The following is a 17,564-nucleotide window of genomic DNA, read 5'->3' on the forward strand; positions in this document are numbered from 1 at the left end:
TCCTGTCGTCAACTCGCACTGTTAGCGCAAACATTGTGGATATAAGCGAGCTTCGACGTAAAAGGACAATAGACATGAGACAACGCCGCACTGTGCTGCGCGCCGCTCTGGCGCTGGCTTTCACCACCCCATTCGCATTGCCGGCCATGGCCGCCGACGCCGCGCGCCAGATCGTCATCGATGCGAAGGCGCCGACCGTCGCGCGCGACCATGCCGCCGACCTGTCGGTGGGTTCCGATTACCCGGGCACGCTGATCCGCGACGACAGCCTGGCCCAGTTGAAGATCGCGAAGGATGAGCTGGGCTTCCGCTACATCCGCTTCCACGGCATCTTCCACGACGTGCTGGGCACGTTCAAGGTCGTCGACGGCAAGCCCGTGTACAACTGGACGAAGATCGACTACCTGTACGACAAGCTGCTGGGCATGGGCATCAAGCCGTTCGTCGAGCTGGGCTTCACGCCGGAAGCGATGAAGACGTCGGACAACAGCATCTTCTACTGGAAGGGCAATACCTCGCACCCGAAACCGGAACTGTGGGCCGGCCTCGTCGACGCCTTCGTGCGCCACGTGCAGCAGCGCTACGGCAACGAAGAAGTGCGCACCTGGTTCTTCGAAGTGTGGAACGAGCCGAACCTGGACGGTTTCTGGGAAAAGGCCGACCAGAAGGCCTACTTCGACCTGTATGACGTGACCGCGAAGACCATCAAGGCGATCGACCCGACGCTGCGCGTGGGCGGTCCGGCGACGGCCGGTGCGGCCTGGGTGCCGGAATTCCTCGCGCACACGCAGAAGAGCGGCGCCGCGGTCGACTTCATCGCCACGCACACGTACGGCGTGGACGGCGGCTTCCTGGACGAGAACGGCCAGGGCGACCAGAAGCTGTCGCCGTCGCCGGACGGCATCGTCGGCGACGTGCGCAAGGTCCGCAAGGAGATCGAAGCGTCGTACCTGCCCAAGCTGCCGCTGTATTTCACGGAATGGAGCACGAGCTACAACCCGCGCGACCTCGTGCACGATTCGTACATCAGTGCCGCCTACATCCTCTCGAAGCTGAAGGCGACGGAAGGCATCGCGCAGGGCATGAGCTACTGGACCTATACGGACCTGTTCGAAGAACCGGGTCCGCCGACCGCGCCGTTCGAAGGCGGCTTCGGCCTGATGAACCCGCAGGGCATCCGCAAACCGGCCTGGTTCGCCTACAAGTACATGAACGAGCTGGGCGACCAGCAGGTGCAGACCACCGACAAGCAAAGCTGGGTGACGAAGGATGCGAACGGTGTGCAGGTGCTGGCATGGGACTTCCAGACGCCGGACATGGGCAAGAAGACCAACCGCCCGTTCTTCGGCGCCGTCCAGCCGACGAAGAACGCCACGCCTTTGACGCTGTCGCTGAAGGGCATGAAGCCGGGCACGTATAACGTCCAGGTGTACCGCACGGGCTTCAAGGCCAATGACGCGTACACGGCCTACATCGAGATGGGCAAGCCGAAAACCCTGGCGGCCGACCAGCTCGCGAAGCTGCAGGCGCTGACGGTGGACAAGCCCGAGACGCGCACCGTGAAGGTCGCGGCGAACGGCACCGCGAACGTGCAGGTGCCGATGCGCGCGAACGACGTGGTGCTGGTGAAGATCGCGAAGTAACCTGACCAGGTAATGCGCGGCTCAGCCCCACTGCATCAGGCAGGGGGGTATGAGCAGCACGAGGGCCAGCACGAGGTAGATCAGCTGCAGCGGGATCATCCACCTGGCCCACGTGATCCACGGCACGCGCGCGAGCGCGAGCACGCCGACCGTGATGCCGGACGTCGGGATCATCGGCGTCGACAATTCTCCGAGCTGAAAAGCGAGGATCGCGGTCTGGCGCGTCACGCCCACCAGGTCCGCGAGCGGCGCCATGATCGGCATCGTCAGCGCGGCCTGGCCCGTGCCCGAGTGGATGAAGAAGTTGATCACCGACTGGATCAGGTACATCTTCTGCGCCGCGAACACGGGATGGCTCGACTGCACGAGCGGCATCAGCCCGTGCAGCATCGTGTCGATGATGTGGGCGTCGCGCGCGAGGATCATCGTGCCGCGCGCGATCGCGATCACGAGCGCCGTCGGTGCCAGGTCTTTCGCGCCCTGCATGAAGGCCGCCACCCAGTTGTCGGGTCCCAGCCGCCCGACGATGCCCACGACGATCGCCATGGATAAGAACAGCGCCGCGATCTCGTCGATGTACCAGTCGAATTTCACCACGCCGATCACCATCGCCGCCAGCGACAGCGCGAAGATCGCCAGCACCGCCTTGTGCCGGCCCGTCATGCGGTCGAGGCCAATGTGCGCCGGCTGTTCCTGGCGCCGCGACTGGTCCAGCACGTAGGTCGGGCTCAATGTCGGGTTCTGCTTCACGCGCGCCGCGTACCACATCAGGAACAGGATCGTGACGGACGTCGTCGCCACCCACACGATCAGGCGATACCCGATCCCCGAAAACACGGGCACGCCCGCGATGCCCTGCGCGATGCCGACGTTGAACGGATTGAGGAAGGCGGCGCCGAAGCCGGCCTGCGAACCGAGGAAGGGGATCGACACGCCGGTGATGGTGTCGTAGCCGAGCGCCAGCGCCAGCGGCACGAAGATCAGCACGAACGGGATCGCCTCCTCGTTCATGCCGAACGTGGCGCCGCCCAGCGAGAACAGGGTGACGAAGACGGGAATCAGCGCGGCGCGCACGAGCGCCGAGTGCTCGTGCATGCGGGCGATCGAGCGGATGCCCGTGTCGATCGCGTCGGTCTTCTGCACGACGGCGAACGCGCCGCCGACGACCAGCACGAAGCCGATGATCTGCGCCGCCTCCACGAAGCCCTTGATGGGCGCCTTCATCAGCGCAACGAGGCCTTGGGGCGCGCTCTCGACATAGTGGAACGAGGCCGGGTCGATGAGCTGCTTGCCGTTCACGAGGTGCGTGTCGTACTTGCCGCCGGGGATGAACCACGTCGCGAGCGCGATCAGTGCGAGGATCGCGAACAGCAGCACGAAGGTATTGGGGATTCGCAGGCGCATGTTATTGGCTTAAAAGTGAACCCGAACGGAAGGGCGTCGTCCCCGCGATCTTACAGATGTGCATCCCGCGCAGCAGGTGGCGGTGTGCGGTGCTCGCGAACAGCAGGCCGTTGCGGCTCACATGCACGGTCGCCGTGGCGCCGGTGACCGGGTTGACGATGTCGGCGACGGCGTCGCCGGCCTTTACTTCGTCGCCCAGCGCCTTCAGGAACACGAGCACGCCCGTCTGCGGCGCATGCAGGGGCTCCACGGCTTCCAGCGGCGACGCCGCGCACCGCGGCGCGGGCAGGGCGTCGTGCGGGATGTCGACGATGCCTTCGCGCGCGAGGAACTGCAGCAGCGCGTGCGCATCCTGCTCCGCGTAATCGTAGCGCACGTCCATCTCGCCGCGCAGTTCGACCGTGACGGCGGCGCAGGCGGGCGGAATCGGGATCGACGGTCCGAAGTGCGCGGCCAGGTCCCACCACAGCCGGCTGCACGCCTCGTCGAACGGCTCGCCACCCGAACCGGCGGACAGCAGGTAGGCGCGCGCGCCGAGCAGCGTCGCCAGCGGTGCCACGCGGTCCGCCAGCGCGGGACCGGTATAGACATGCAGCAGCGCCTCGTTGTCGCAATGCAGATCGAGCACGATGTCGGCGTCGATCGCCATCTCCAGCAGCGTTTTTTTCAATACCTGCGTTGCATCCGTCGGTTCCCACCGTTCGACGGCGGCGCGTGCCTCGGCGCGGATCGCGGCCACGTTCGCGGCCGCATCCGGCCCGAGCCGGCCGGCCAGCGTGTCTTTCAATTCGCCGGCGACGTGGCGGAAGGCGCGGTTGAAATTGGTACCTGTGCCCAGGTCGAAGCGCCCGAACGGCGCGCCGTGCACGATCTGCGACAGCCCGATCGGATTCGCGGCCGGTACGAGGATCACCTCACCATGGATGCGGCCCGCCGCATCGAGTTGCTCCAGTTCGCGCCGCAGGACGTGCGCGACGAGCATCGCGGGCACCTCGTCCGCGTGCAGCGACGCCTGGATATAGACCTTGCTACCGCTGCCCGCGCGGCCGTAGTGGTACGACGTGAGCTGGTAGCTGGCGACGCCCGGTTCGGTCGCGATCGGATGGGTCTTCGTATGCATGCGGACGTGTCTCCTGGCGTCGGTCTGCGGCCGATTATGTATGAATTTTTACACAACGTAAATCGATGAAAGATTATTTTCAAAATGTTGTTGAGTTGAGCGCTGTAACTGTTTTACATTAAAAAACATTAACTCATTGACATCCGGTCACATGACTTCTGCCGTCCCGTCCAGCGCTTCGCCCGACATCGGTTTCGCCGAATCTTCGCTCGGCCAGTCGCTGCTGCGGGTGCTGGCGGAAGGCTCGGCGTCGAACCGCGCGATCGCGGATTACGTGCTGCGCAACCAGGTGCGCGTGACGGCGCTCGGCATCGAGGAACTGGCCGACGCGTGCGCCGTGTCGACGGCGACCATCAGCCGCTTTGCGCGCGACCTCGGTTTCAGGAATTACGCGGCGATGCGCGGCGCGGTGGCGGAGACGCTGCAATCGGTGTTGCAGCCCGTCGAAAAGCTGCGCAGCACGATCGCGCGCCGCGCCGCGAAAGCGTCGCCGGCGCTGGAAAGCCTCGGTTATGCGGAAGCGGCCATCACGGCCACGAGCCGCGCGCTGTCCGGCACGCAGATCGACCGCGTCGGCGCCGTGCTCACGAAGGCGCGCACCGTGTACGTGCTGGGGTTCGGCCTGTCGTCGTTCCTCGCGGGCGCGCTCGCGATGCACTTGCAGCCGTTCTGCCGCCACGTCGTCGAGGCGGCGGCGAGCGGCGGCACGGAAGTCGCGGCCAGTCACCTCGCGACCATCACCGACAAGGACGTGCTGGTCGTGATCTCGCTGCCGCGTTACACGCTGGACGCCGCGTCGCTGACCCGGTTCGCGCGCGATGCCGGCGCGACCATCGTCTCCATCACCGATTCGCCGGCGTCGCCGCTCGCCGAACTGGGGCATCACGTGCTGTACGCGCACAGCACGCACCCGGTGCTGCCCAGCAGTTCGAGCGCCGCGCTGGCCGTCATCGAGGCGCTGGCCGTGTCGCTGATGACGTCCAACAAGGCCAACGTGGCCAAGGCGGCCCGTCACACCGAGGCGATCGCCGCGTATCTCTACGGTGAACACCAGATTCGCAAGCTCGTCAAAAAAACCTGAGTCACCACAAGACACCAAGAGGGAGAGCACCGCATGACCAAGCACATTTCGAGAGCCCTGCAACCGACCATACTGGCGGCGGCCGTCGCCGTCTTGACGTCGCAGCACGCCACCGCGCAAACGCAGACGCAGGCGGACGAACCGAAGATGCACCGCGTGGAGATCACCGGCTCGTCGATCAAGCGCATCGACACCGAGACCGCGCTGCCCGTGCAGCTGATCTCGCGCGAGGACATCGAGAAGATGGGCGCGACCACGGCCGCGGAACTGGTCAAGAACATCAGCGCGAACACGGCGCCGGTGACGGACGGCCCGAGCATCACGGACGGCACGTCCGGCCAGCGCGGCCTGAACGGTGCCAACCTGCGCGGCCTCGGCGTGTCGTCGACGCTGATCCTGCTGAACGGCCGCCGTCTCGCCAACTTCGCGTCGCCCGGCGACAACTCGGGCGTCGATCTCAATAACATCCCGGCCGGCGCGATCCAGCGCGTCGAGGTGCTGAAGGATGGCGCATCGGCGATCTACGGGACCGATGCCATCGGCGGTGTGATCAACTTCATCACGCGCAAGGACTACACGGGCATCGACCTGGCCGCGTCGGCCGCGGGCACGCAGCAGGGCGGGGCGGGCAAGAAGACGCTGAGCCTCAGCGGCGGCACGGGCGATTTGACCACCGACCGCTTCAACGTGTTCGGCGTGCTCGACATCCAGCAGCTCGACCGCCTGCGTTCGGGCCAGCGCCGCTTCATTTCCGAGCATCCGCTCGCGACGACGCTGCCGGCGCAGATGTCCAGCAACACCTTCCCGGCGAATATCGACATCTCGGCCGCGCAGCGTGCCGCGTTGATCGGCGCGGGCCTGCTGCCGGCCGGCAGCCGTGCGAGCCGCGTCAACCCGAGCGCGCCGAAGTGCAATCCGCCCGCCACCGTGTATGCCGAGAAGGGGCCGGGCGGCGTGGCCGGCTGCAGCTACGACTACATGGAAGACACGGAGATCTATCCGGACTCGCGCAAGATCGGCTTCATCGGCCGCGCGACCTTCCAGCTCGATCCGGACAACCAGCTGTTCGCGGAGCTGGTGCAGACGCAGGCCAAGACCAAATACGTGCTGTCGCCGAACCCGGTGTCGACCCTGCGCAACCTGCCCGTCAGCATCCTGCCGGAGGCATACCGCAACGCACTGTCGGCGCCCGGCCTGCCCGCCACGGTCAACCGGATCCGCTACCGAATGGCGGAAGCGGGCAACCGCACCAACGACGTGACGAGTACCGGCCAGCGCCTGCTGCTGGGTGCCACGGGCACCCTGGGCGGCTGGGACTACGACGTGGCGCTGGGCCGCGCCGAGAACAAGGCCATCGACAAGTACGTCGACGGCTACTTCCTGTACGACCAGTTCGAGGCCGGCGTGCGTTCGGGCGCGATCAACCCGTTCGGGCCGTCGTCGCAGGCCGGCCGGGACCTCATCAACAAGATCCGGGTCAACGACGAAGCACGCAATGCGAAGGGCGTGTCGACTTCCCTCGACGGCAAGATGTCGCGCTCCCTGACGACGCTGGCCGGCGGCGACCTGGCGCTGGCTGTCGGCGGCGAACTGCGCCACGAACACCAGACGTTCAGGCCGTCGGACCTGCTGCGCTCGAATAACATCCAGGGGGACCGCGACAGCACCATTCCGGCCGGCGAGCTGGCCGACGTCGAGACGGCGGACAACACGAGAAAAGTGGCCTCCGTGTTCACCGAGGTGGTCGCGCCGTTCACCAAGGAACTCGAGATGCAGTTCGCGGTGCGCTACGACCACTACAGCGAAGTGGGCAACACGACCAATCCGAAGATCGGCCTGCGCTGGCAGCCGATGCAGTCGCTGCTGGTGCGCGCGTCCGCGGGCACGGGCTTCCGCGCGCCGTCGCTGTCGGACTTGAAGCGCCCGACGATCTTCGGCACGACGGCCGGCATCCTGACCGACCCGCAGTGCGTGAAGCAGGAAGGCAGCATCGACACGTGTACCGACCAGTGGAACGTGGAACGCCGCTCGAATCCGGACCTGAAGCCGGAAAAATCGCGCGAGTTCTCGCTGGGCGTCGTGTTCGAACCTGTTAAACGCACGAGTCTCTCGATCGACTACTGGAACATCGAGAAGCGCGACGTGATCAGCACCCTGGGCGAACAGGTCATCATCGAAAACCCGGCAGCGTACAACGGCAAGTACATCCAGCGCGACGAGGACGGCTTCATCTCCAACATCCTGCTGATGAAGGAAAACCAGGGCAAGCTCAGGACGTCGGGCTTCGACATCGCCGGCGACTGGCGTTCCGAGCGCGGACCGTGGGGCCGCTTCGGCGTGAACCTGTCCGGCACGCTGATCCTGCATTACGACCGCCAGTTCGGTCCGCAGGAACCGTTCCGCACGAACCTGGGCGTGTTCCTGAACGACCAGGCGATCCAGAAGTGGCGCCACCGCGTGAACTTCGAGTGGGACAACGGCCCGGTCACGCTCACGCTGGCGAACCAGTACTCGATGGGCTACACGGACCAGAACACGACCTACGACCCGTACACGGACACGCTGCTGGCGCCGAACCACGTGAAGTACTACTCGCTGTGGGACTTGACGGGCAGCTGGACGATCAGCAAGCAGCTCAAGGTGCGCGCGGGCGTCCTGAACATGTTCAACGCGGATCCGCCGTTCTCGAACCAGGCCTGGTTCTTCCTGGCCGGGTACGACCCGAGCTACACGGACCCGCGCGGCCGCAGCGCGTTCGTGAGCGTGAACTACTCGTTCCGCTGACATGCTGAAGAAACTGGGTGTCGCGCTGGCGCTGGCGGTATGCGCCGGCGCGGTGATGGCGGCCGACGCCGGGCCGCCGAAAGGATCGCTGGTCATCATCGGCGGCGGCCTGCGCGTCAACAACGCCGAGGTGTGGGAGAAGATCGTCGCGCTGGCGGGCGGGAAGGGCGCGCGCATCGCCGTGCTCCCGACGGCCGCGCAGACGCCCGCGAAGGAAGCCCAGCTCACGGTGGACGCGCTGAACCGCTACGGCGCGCGCGCGTTCGTCGTCCCGGTCGCGCCCATGCTGGCCGGGACGGACGTGCGCAAGGCCGCGGACGATCCAGCGCTGGCCGACGCGATCCGCAAGGCCGGCGGCGCGTTCTTCACGGGCGGAGATCAAGCCCGCATCACGGGTTCGCTGCGGCGTGCGGACGGCAGCAACACGGCCGTGCTGGACGCGTTGTGGGCGCTGTACCGGCGCGGCGGCGTCGTCGCGGGCACGAGCGCCGGTGCGGCCATCATGAGCAGCACCATGTTCTACGACCCGCCGCTGGAAGTGATGCCCGTGCTGAAGAACGGCGTGGCGGACGGCAAGGACGTGGCGCCGGGCCTCGGCTTCGTCGGCGACGACGTCTTCGTCGACCAGCACCTGCTCGCGCGCGGGCGCTTCGGCCGCATGCTGCCCGCGATGCTGGCCAAGGGTTATACGCTGGGACTGGGCATCGACGAGAACACGGCGGCCGTCGTGGGACCGTCGCGCGACGTGACGGTGATCGGCTACCGCGGCGCGCTCGTGCTCGATCTGGCCGGGGCCACGACGGACAAATCGAAGCCGGGATTCAATCTCGCCAATGCACGCATCAGCTACCTGGACAGCGGCGACCGGTTCAACCTGGCCACGCGGACGTACACGCCGGGACCGGGCAAGGAGCCCGTGGACCGGCAGTACGTCGAGCACCGCGCGCCGATCTTTTATACGGACATCCTCGGCAACACGGCGGTCGCGGACCTGCTCGAGAAACTGGTGGACAGCGATCTGCAGCGGGCCGTCGGCGTGGCGTTCGAAGGGCCGGACAGCCAGTCGCCGGACCGCGGCTTCGAGTTCACGTTCACGCGCGTGCCGGACACCGCGGAATACGTGACCAACCGCGAGGATGCGTATTCGATCTACCGGATCCGGATGGACGTGCGGCCGGTGCGGGTGCACCAGCCGTTTTATACGGTGGAGTAGCAAGACTGTCGTTCCCGCCTGCGCGGGGACGACGTGGGTTACTTGAGCAGCGGTTTCAAGTATTTGCCGGTCACGCTGTCCGGATTGTCGGCCACGTCTTCCGGCGTGCCGTGCGCGACGATCGTGCCGCCGCCCGCGCCGCCTTCCGGACCCAGGTCGACGATCCAGTCCGCCGTCTTGACGACGTCCAGGTTGTGCTCGATGATGACGAGCGTGTTGCCCTGGTCGCGCAGGCGGTGGATCACCTTCAGCAGCAGGTCGATGTCGGCGAAGTGCAGTCCGGTCGTCGGCTCGTCGAGGATGTACAGCGTGCGGCCGGTATCGCGCTTGGACAGTTCCAGCGACAGTTTCACGCGCTGCGCCTCGCCGCCCGACAAGGTGGTCGCGCTCTGGCCCAGCTTGATGTAGCCGAGACCCACGTCCAGCAGCGTGTGCAGCTTGCGAGCGATGACCGGCACCGGCTTGAAGAACTCGTGCGCATCCTCGACCGTCATGTCCAGCACTTCGGTGATGTTCTTGCCCTTGTACTGGACTTCCAGCGTCTCGCGGTTGTAGCGCTTGCCGTGGCAGACGTCGCAAGGCACGTACACGTCCGGCAGGAAGTGCATCTCGACCTTGATCACGCCATCGCCCTGGCACGCCTCGCAGCGGCCGCCCTTCACGTTGAACGAGAAGCGGCCCGCGGAATAACCGCGTTCCTTCGCGGTCGGCACCGTCGCGAACAGGTCGCGGATCGGCGTGAACACGCCCGTGTACGTGGCCGGGTTCGAACGCGGCGTGCGGCCGATCGGCGCCTGGTCGACCGAGATCACCTTGTCGAAGTGTTCCAGGCCGTGGATCGCCTCGTGCGGCGCCGGTTCCGTCTGCGAACCGTACAGGTGGCGCGACAGGGCCGGGTACAGCGTATCGTTCACGAGCGTCGACTTGCCGGAACCCGACACGCCCGTCACGCACGTCAGCAGGCCTACCGGCAGCTCCAGCGACACGTTTTTCAGGTTGTTGCCGGTCGCGCCCGTGATGACGAGCTGGCGGTCCGGGTCGGCCTGCGTGCGCTTCTTCGGCACGTGGATCTTCTTCTTGCCCGACAGGTAAGCCGCCGTCAGCGACTCCTTGCTCTTCATGATGTCCTTGAGCGAGCCTTCGGCGATCACGGCGCCGCCGTGCACCCCCGCGCCCGGACCCATGTCGACGATGTAGTCCGCCGTGCGGATCGCATCTTCGTCGTGTTCCACCACGAGCACGCTGTTGCCGATGTCGCGCAGGTGCTTCAGCGTGGCGATCAGGCGGTCGTTGTCGCGCTGGTGCAGGCCGATCGACGGCTCGTCGAGCACGTACATCACGCCCGTCAGGCCGGAACCGATCTGCGACGCGAGGCGGATGCGCTGCGCTTCGCCGCCCGACAGGGTGTCGGCGCTGCGGTCCAGCGACAGGTAATCGAGGCCGACGTCGTTCAGGAATTTCAGGCGCGCGACGATTTCCTTGATCACGCGCTCGGCGATGTCCTTCTTCGCGCCCGTCAGTTTCAGGTCGTCGAAGTAGGTCAGGCAGTCGCGCAGCGGCGTCTTCGCGACTTCATAGATGGCGCGCTGCTGCTTGCCATTGCCGATCTTGACGTAGCGCGCTTCCGTGCGCAGGCGCGCGCCGCCGCACGACGGGCACTCCTTCTCGTTGATGAACTTCGCCAGCTCTTCCTTCACCGCCATCGAATCCGTCTCGCGGTAGCGGCGCTGCAGGTTGTTGACGACGCCTTCGAACGTGTGCTCGCGCATCACCGTGCGGCCACGCTCGTTCACGTACGCGAACGGCACCGACGTCTTGCCGGAGCCGAACAGCACGACGTCCTGCGCGGACTTCGGCAGCTGCTCGAACGGCTTGTCGAGGTCGAAGCCGTAGTGCGACGCGAGGCTCGTCAGCATCTGGTAGTAGAACTGGTTGCGGCGATCCCAGCCCTTCACGGCGCCGGACGCCAGCGACAGGTTCGGGAACGCGACGATGCGCTTCGGATCGAAGAACTCGATATGGCCCAGGCCATCGCATTCCTGGCAGGCGCCCATCGGGTTATTGAAGGAGAACAGGCGCGGCTCCAGCTCCTGCAGCGAATAGCCGCAGACGTTGCACGCGAACTTGTTCGAGTAGATGTGCTCCTTCTCCGTGTCCATCTCGTACGCGACGGCGCGGCCGTCCGCGATGCGCAGCGCGGTCTCGAAGCTTTCGGCCAGGCGCTGCTTGATCTCGGCATTCACCTTGATGCGGTCGATGACGACGTCGATCGTGTGCTTTTCCGTCTTCTTGAGTTTCGGCAGGTCGTCCACGTCGTAGATCTTGGCTGCGTGCGTGCCGCTCTGGATGCGGAAGCGGACGAAGCCCTGCGCCTGCATCGCTTCGAACAGGTCGCCGTGCTCGCCCTTGCGGTTCGCCACGACGGGCGCCAGGATCATCAGCTTGGTCCCTTCCGGCATGCCCAGCACGGCATCGACCATCTGCGACACGGTCTGCGCGGCCAGCGGCTCTTCCGGGTGATCCGGGCAGTAGGGCGTGCCGACGCGCGCGTACAGCAGGCGCAGGTAGTCGTGGATCTCGGTGACGGTGCCGACGGTCGAGCGCGGGTTGTGCGACGTCGCCTTCTGCTCGATGGAGATGGCGGGCGACAGGCCCTCGATCATGTCGACGTCCGGCTTTTCCATCAGCTGCAGGAACTGGCGCGCATAGGCCGACAGCGATTCGACGTAGCGGCGCTGGCCTTCGGCATACAGCGTGTCGAAGGCGAGCGACGACTTACCGGAACCCGACAGGCCGGTGATCACGATCAGCTTGTTGCGCGGCAGGTCGAGGTTGATGTTCTTGAGATTGTGCGTGCGGGCGCCGCGGATACGGATTTCTTCCATTGTTGTTTGAAGGCTTTCGAATGGTTGCGGGGCCGGCGCACGAATGGCACAGGTGAGCGGGCCGAACGGGAAAGCACACTAGTTTACCTGTTTTTATTTACAGTGGTATGCCGACCCTCGAAAAAGTCTGCGAGGCTTAACAGCATGATATGACGACCTGTCAAGATCTGCCGTTCCGGTATAACGTGCGCGTGTCGTATGTGGTCCGGGAGCGGGGCAATTCAATGGCAGACTCACCAGAAAACAGAAAAAATTTTCGGTGGTCCTATTGATGCATATCTCTTCCAAAATGGGCACTTTGGCCCCATCTACGAGGTCTGATCGGGTGCTGCGACCCGGGTGTCCGGTCAGTGCGGAACCAGTTGCTTTATGAGGCAACTGACCAGCATAATAGCGGACGCAATATCAACAGTTTCCCTCACGCTTAGTCTTCATGCAGAGTCAGGGATCATCCAAAGGAGCTTTACAAAATGGCATCAGTTAACAAGGTCATCATCGTCGGCAATCTCGGCCGCGATCCGGAAATCCGCTACATGCCGAGCGGCGACGCCATCGCCAACATCGCGGTGGCCACGTCCTACAAATCGAAGGACAAGAACACCGGCGAGCAGAAAGAGCTGACCGAGTGGCACCGCATCTCGTTCTTCGGCCGCCTCGCCGAAATCGTCGGCCAGTACCTGAAAAAGGGTTCGTCGGTCTACGTGGAAGGCCGCCTGCAGACCCGCAAGTACACCGACAAGGACGGCATCGAGCGCTACGCCACCGACATCATTGCTGAAAACATGCAGATGCTGGGCGGCCGCCAGGGCATGGGCGGCGGCGACAGCTACGGTGGTGGCGACGACATGGGTGGCTACGATGCCCCGCCGAGCCGCCCGGCCCCGCGCCAGGCCCCGCCGGCCCCGGCCGCACGTCCGCAGCCGAAACCGGCACCGAACTTCTCGGATATGGATGACGATATCCCGTTCTAAGCGCGACCTCGTTGTCCACTGATGAAAGCCCGCTCTTCGGAAGAACAGCGGGCTTTTTCTTTGTACATGCCGATGGGTTACCAATGTGTGCCTGATTGCGCCACACAGGTCTTGAGCGTTCATCTTTTCAGTGTGTTCACGTTACGTGAACAAGAAAAAATCGTGAACAAACGGGGCGAGCCTGCCCAATATGTGGGCTGCCTCACGCCCCGGGTGCAAATCGTCCCCAGAGTTTGATTCAAGTTAGTGCATGTAACTACAGCCGCCACCAATCTGGCTGGCATAAAACCTGCATCAGCTACTGCATCAGCCGCCGCCGGCGGTCACACCGATCGGAGCCCAGCATGCACGCAGAAACTCTCCCCGCCGTATCCACCGCCCAGCCCGACGTCAAACTGTCCGGCGACGTGTTCGGCGCCCTGATCAACCTGTCCGGCCGGCGCCGTTTCACGTCACAGCGGGTGGTGCTGTATTCCGTGCTGGCGTCACTCGGCCATGACGGCGCGGACAAGACTGCCCGCGACACCCTGGCGGCCTTCCGGGACGCGCATGTCACGCTCGTGCAGGGCAAGCAGGGTTTGCCGGGCATCTTTTGCCAGCAACTGCGCGACGCGTATTTCGGCACGATGCGGGGCGACCAGATCATCCGCGACTTCATCGCACTGGCCGAGAGTACGCTGGACGCCATCGGCACGACGTCGCGGCGCGCGCCCGCGCTGCTCGATGAGCTGGTGCGCAGCGCGACGCCGCTGCTCACCGTGCTCAATGCGCTGACCCTCGTGTACGAGGAACAGTCCAAGCGCCATGCCCTGCTGCAGCGCAGGCAGATGCAGGAATTGATGGGGGACATCAAGACCATCGCGCGGCAGGCGCGCATGGTCGCCTTCAATGCCCAGGTCGTTGCTGCGCGCGCCGGCGACGTCGGCAGGGAGTTCGCCGTGGTAGCGAGCACCATGACCAACGTCACCGGCGAGATCGATGCGCTGGTGCAGACCGCGCTGGAGGGTTCGCTCGCCTACTGAATCAGATGCGCTGGCGCTGCACGGTGTCGGAAACGTGCTGGTCCTGGACCCTGCGCGCGTCGCGCACCGTGAAGTCCGTCACCGACCGCAGGTCGAACAGCGCCGCGCCGTCGCTGCCCGGCTGGGCATTGACCGCGCTGAAGACGGCGTCCCGTACATCCTCCAGCACGAAGGCGGCGCGCGCCTCGGGCTGCGCATACGTCACCGTGACGTGGTCGACGTCGATGCCGGCCGCATGGCGCACGTACAGGCCATAGGCCGGGCACGGGCCGAACATGCCCGGCTCGGGATACGCTGTCGGCTTTTCCAGCGGGACCACGTCGCGCAGCATGGCCGTGCCGCCGCCTTCGACGTGCAAGCGCAGGTTCGACAGGTGGATGTCCTCGACCGGATGACCGGGCAGGCCGCTGATCGTGCTGGTAAAACCCGTTTGGGCGCCCGAGACGACGATGTTGCTGATGTTGACGCGCCGGATGGTCCCGACCGGCGGCGCATCCGGCCCACGCAGGCGCGCGCCGAGGCAGATGAAGATCGGATCGTTGGCCACCTTGCGCATGGTGATGTTGGAAATCGTGAGGTCTTCGATGTGCGAACCGTCCACGCTTTCGATGGCGAGGCCGCGGCAATCGTCGAAGATGCAGTTGGTGATCGTGATGTTCCTGAAGTCGCCATTCGATTCCGTGCCCAGCTTGATCCGCCCGACGCGGCCCGAGTGGTAGTCCGGTGTGCTGCGCTTGAATGTCCCGTCCAGCAGCGTGCCGACGTCGAAATTCCCGGCCACGTAACAATCCGAAATCGTGATGTTGTCGCAGGCCGCGATCCGGCCCAGTGCATACGACGCCTTCAGGCAGATGCCGTCGTCCCAGGGCGAATTGACGCTGCACCTGGAAATGCGCACGTTGCTGCAGCAATCGATGTCCATGCCGTCGCGATTGGTATCGATGCGCAGATTATCGACCGTCACGTTGCTGCATCCGGTCGCCAGGATACCGAAATGGCCCCCTCTCAAGATGCCGAAGTCGCGCAGCAGGACGTTATTGCATTCGCGTAGCGAGATCGCCTTGTTGCCTTCGCCCGGCCCGCCGTCCGCGTCGTAGCGTATGCTCCCGTCGGGCAGCTTCCGGTAGCCCGGGTTCAGTCCCTTGCCATCGATGTGGCCGGTGCCGGTGATCGCAACGCTGTCCAGGCCGATGCCCCAGATCAGGCTGTTCTTCCAGTGGCTGTGGCCGAAGTCCTGGTAGTTGCCGCCCGCGGCATTCGGTTCCGGCAGGTCGTACGGCGCGACCTTCCAGTCCACCGCTTCGATGACCGCGCCCGCCTCCAGATGCAGCGTGACGCGGCTGCGCAGCCGGATCGATGCGGACAGGTAGCGCCCGGGCGGGACATGCACGGTGCCGCCACCCGCCCTGGCCGCCGCCTCGATGGCGGCGTTGATGGCGCCGGAATCGACCGTCTTGCCGTCTCCGCGGGCACCGTAGTCGCGCACGTCGTGGCGCGCTGCGGCTTGCGCCTGCGCGTTGCCGAAGGCGGACAGCATGGGAAGCGAGACCGCCAGTCGGGCGGCTGAACCAAGCAAACGACGGCGGGTAAGTGTGCTCATGGACCGATACGCGGAAGAGTGGGTAATCTCTCGATGTTATCGATCTCACAATATATCTGCAAGCAGTTTATGCCTCCACCTGCATCCCCAGCGGCGCCCGATTCAGCCTGACATACGCATCCAGCACATCCGTCTTGTGCACGGCCCCGAGCAGCTCGGGGTCGAGTGCGCTGCGCACGGCCGGCAGCCGCTCGCCGAAGTGGCGCATGAACTGGCGCAGCGCGTCGTCCAGGCCCATGTCGGCGGTGACGACGGGCAGGGCGTCGGGCCGGGCGATGTCGGCGCAGGTGCGGGAGGATGCCTCGTCCCGCTCGTACAGCGCGGCCACGTCGTGCAGCGCCACCACGCCGCGGTAGCGCCGGGCGGCATCGACGAGGTAGACGTATTTCACGGGGTGCTGGCGAAACAGCGCGGCGGCCTGCGCGATGGAGGCATCGAGCGGCAGGACGGTGTCGGCGGGGCGGATCAGTTCCTGCATCCGGATCGCGCGCAGGCGTTCGCGTTCCTGCTCGTCGGCCGCGCGGCGCGCCGTGATCTCGTACATCGACGGCCCGTTCACGGCCCGCGCGACGGCAAAGGCGACGACGCAGGCCAGCATCAGCGGCAGCATCAACGCATAGCTGAGTGTCATCTCGAAGATCATCAGGATCGCCATCAGCGGCGCGCTCGTGGCAGCGGCCAGCAGGGCGCCCATGCCGACGGCGACGAACGCGGCCGGCGCGGCGGCCGTTTCCGGCGTCAACGCCTGCGGCACCAGCGCGAACAAATGGCCGACGGCCGCGCCGACGAACAGCGTGGGCGTGAAGATGCCGCCGATGGCGCCGGATCCGCTGGTGAGCAGCGTCGCCGCGATCTTGCAGACGAGGACCACGAGAACGGCCTGCCATAGCCAGGACTGGTGCAGCAGCGCGTTCACGACGCTGTAGCCGTTGCCCCAGACCTGCGGCACCCAGATGGAGATGGCGCCCACGCCCAGGCCGCCGAGCGCGAGGCGCAGCGGCAGCGGCAGGCCGCTGTTGGCGAACATGCCGCGCGTGCGCTGCAACGCGACCAGGAAGGCCGGCGCGATCAGCCCCGCGAGCACGCCCAGCGCGACGAACCACACGACCTCCAGGTTGGCGATGGGCGCGAACGCGGGCATCTCGTACGTCGGATGATAGCCGGGCAGGCGGCGCATGGTGATGTTGGCGACGACGGCGGCGACCATGATCGGCCCGAGGCTGTTCATGGTGATGGCCCCCAGGATGATCTCGGTGACGAAGAACGCGCTGGCGATGGGCGCGTTGTAGGCCGCGGCGATGCCCGCCGCCGCGCCGCACGCCACGAGCAGGCGCAGACGCTCCGTATTGAAACGGGCGATGCGGCCGACGACGGACGCGCTCATCGCCGCCAGCTGGATCATCGAGCCTTCGCGGCCGATCGAGCCGCCCGACGCGATCGACAGCAGCGACGATACGCTGTTCACGAGCGTAAGCTGCACCGGCACCTTGCCGTCGCCGACGGCCACCACTTCCATGTAGTCCGCACGCGCACCGCCGGCATGGCGGCGCGCCAGCACCAGCACGCAGCCGGCCAGCAGGCCGCCCGCGCTTGGCATCAGCAGGCGTGCCTGCCAGGGCAGTGCGGTCGCGATGTCGACGAACGAGCCGCTGCGGCCGAACAGCAGCGCCTGCAGCAGCGTGAGACCGTCGCGGAAGAGGAGCGTCGCCAGCGCGCCGACGAAGCCGACGAGCGCCGCCCACAGCAGGATGGCATTGGCGCGCAGCAGCAGCGAGAGCCGCGTGCGCAGGCGATCGGGCAAAGGAGCATTCATGACGAGGGGGCGGAGCCCGGCGCGGACC

At 65.8% G+C, this 17,564-nt stretch carries 11 protein-coding genes; 6 read left to right on the forward strand and 5 right to left on the reverse strand.

Annotated elements, in window-relative coordinates; translation table 11 throughout:
• The first annotated feature begins 74 nt into the window (after positions 1-74).
• On the forward strand, positions 75-1,643 hold the full coding sequence (locus ACEN9G_RS13990; protein ID WP_413336842.1) for a GH39 family glycosyl hydrolase: 1,569 nt from the start codon (positions 75-77) through the stop codon (positions 1,641-1,643).
• A gap of 21 nt (positions 1,644-1,664) precedes the next feature.
• Here ACEN9G_RS13990 and ACEN9G_RS13995 read toward each other — a convergent pair whose 3' ends face one another.
• Together ACEN9G_RS13995 and ACEN9G_RS14000 are read right to left on the reverse strand one after the other, a co-directional pair.
• Complete coding sequence (locus ACEN9G_RS13995; protein ID WP_413336843.1) at positions 1,665-3,047, reverse strand: YfcC family protein; 1,383 nt, start codon at positions 3,045-3,047, stop codon at positions 1,665-1,667.
• Between the two features lies 1 nt (position 3,048).
• Positions 3,049-4,167, reverse strand: a complete 1,119-nt coding sequence (locus tag ACEN9G_RS14000; RefSeq protein WP_413336844.1) for a succinylglutamate desuccinylase/aspartoacylase family protein — start codon at positions 4,165-4,167, stop codon at positions 3,049-3,051.
• Positions 4,168-4,318: 151 nt separating this feature from the next.
• On the opposite strand from ACEN9G_RS14000, the gene ACEN9G_RS14005 reads away from it, so the two are divergent.
• Genes ACEN9G_RS14005 through ACEN9G_RS14015 form a run of 3 tightly spaced genes read left to right on the forward strand, consistent with a single transcriptional unit; the run spans position 4,319 to position 9,245 of the window.
• Positions 4,319-5,248: a MurR/RpiR family transcriptional regulator gene (locus ACEN9G_RS14005; protein ID WP_413336845.1), complete on the forward strand. Its 930-nt coding sequence runs from the start codon at positions 4,319-4,321 to the stop codon at positions 5,246-5,248.
• A 33-nt stretch (positions 5,249-5,281) separates the two neighbouring features.
• On the forward strand, positions 5,282-8,032 hold the full coding sequence (locus tag ACEN9G_RS14010) for a TonB-dependent receptor (RefSeq protein WP_413336846.1): 2,751 nt from the start codon (positions 5,282-5,284) through the stop codon (positions 8,030-8,032).
• A 1-nt stretch (position 8,033) separates the two neighbouring features.
• Positions 8,034-9,245 (forward strand): cyanophycinase, encoded by a 1,212-nt coding sequence (locus ACEN9G_RS14015; RefSeq protein WP_483126712.1) that lies wholly within the window; start codon positions 8,034-8,036, stop codon positions 9,243-9,245.
• A 38-nt stretch (positions 9,246-9,283) separates the two neighbouring features.
• On the opposite strand, the gene uvrA is transcribed toward ACEN9G_RS14015, so the two are convergent.
• Positions 9,284-12,130 (reverse strand): excinuclease ABC subunit UvrA, encoded by a 2,847-nt coding sequence (gene uvrA, locus ACEN9G_RS14020; RefSeq protein ID WP_413336849.1) that lies wholly within the window; start codon positions 12,128-12,130, stop codon positions 9,284-9,286.
• Positions 12,131-12,600: 470 nt separating this feature from the next.
• Between uvrA and ssb the strand changes: the two genes are divergently transcribed.
• Both ssb and ACEN9G_RS14030 read left to right on the forward strand, forming a co-directional pair.
• Positions 12,601-13,101, forward strand: coding sequence for a single-stranded DNA-binding protein (gene ssb, locus ACEN9G_RS14025; protein ID WP_105380070.1), 501 nt, complete (start codon positions 12,601-12,603; stop codon positions 13,099-13,101).
• A gap of 344 nt (positions 13,102-13,445) precedes the next feature.
• Positions 13,446-14,123 (forward strand): methyl-accepting chemotaxis protein, encoded by a 678-nt coding sequence (locus tag ACEN9G_RS14030; RefSeq protein ID WP_413344722.1) that lies wholly within the window; start codon positions 13,446-13,448, stop codon positions 14,121-14,123.
• Position 14,124: 1 nt separating this feature from the next.
• Here the strand turns inward: ACEN9G_RS14030 and ACEN9G_RS14035 are convergent, their stop codons facing one another.
• Complete coding sequence (locus tag ACEN9G_RS14035; protein WP_413344724.1) at positions 14,125-15,660, reverse strand: rhamnogalacturonidase; 1,536 nt, start codon at positions 15,658-15,660, stop codon at positions 14,125-14,127.
• 130 nt (positions 15,661-15,790) lie between these two features.
• Positions 15,791-17,536, reverse strand: a complete 1,746-nt coding sequence (locus tag ACEN9G_RS14040; protein WP_483126713.1) for a ClcB-like voltage-gated chloride channel protein — start codon at positions 17,534-17,536, stop codon at positions 15,791-15,793.
• Positions 17,537-17,564 lie beyond the last annotated feature (28 nt).

It is taken from the genome of Massilia sp. Masssp94 (assembly GCF_059491305.1).

Excerpts from the sequence above, each read along its gene's own strand:
- ACEN9G_RS13990 (WP_413336842.1), top strand. The coding sequence starts at position 75 with ATGAGACAACGCCGCACTGTGCTGCGCGCCGCTCTGGCGCTGGCTTTC.
- ACEN9G_RS13995 (WP_413336843.1), bottom strand. The coding sequence starts at position 3,047 with ATGCGCCTGCGAATCCCCAATACCTTCGTGCTGCTGTTCGCGATCCTC.
- ACEN9G_RS14000 (WP_413336844.1), bottom strand. The coding sequence starts at position 4,167 with ATGCATACGAAGACCCATCCGATCGCGACCGAACCGGGCGTCGCCAGC.
- ACEN9G_RS14005 (WP_413336845.1), top strand. The coding sequence starts at position 4,319 with ATGACTTCTGCCGTCCCGTCCAGCGCTTCGCCCGACATCGGTTTCGCC.
- ACEN9G_RS14010 (WP_413336846.1), top strand. The coding sequence starts at position 5,282 with ATGACCAAGCACATTTCGAGAGCCCTGCAACCGACCATACTGGCGGCG.
- ACEN9G_RS14015 (WP_483126712.1), top strand. The coding sequence starts at position 8,034 with ATGCTGAAGAAACTGGGTGTCGCGCTGGCGCTGGCGGTATGCGCCGGC.
- uvrA (WP_413336849.1), bottom strand. The coding sequence starts at position 12,130 with ATGGAAGAAATCCGTATCCGCGGCGCCCGCACGCACAATCTCAAGAAC.
- ssb (WP_105380070.1), top strand. The coding sequence starts at position 12,601 with ATGGCATCAGTTAACAAGGTCATCATCGTCGGCAATCTCGGCCGCGAT.
- ACEN9G_RS14030 (WP_413344722.1), top strand. The coding sequence starts at position 13,446 with ATGCACGCAGAAACTCTCCCCGCCGTATCCACCGCCCAGCCCGACGTC.
- ACEN9G_RS14035 (WP_413344724.1), bottom strand. The coding sequence starts at position 15,660 with ATGCTGTCCGCCTTCGGCAACGCGCAGGCGCAAGCCGCAGCGCGCCAC.
- ACEN9G_RS14040 (WP_483126713.1), bottom strand. The coding sequence starts at position 17,536 with ATGAATGCTCCTTTGCCCGATCGCCTGCGCACGCGGCTCTCGCTGCTG.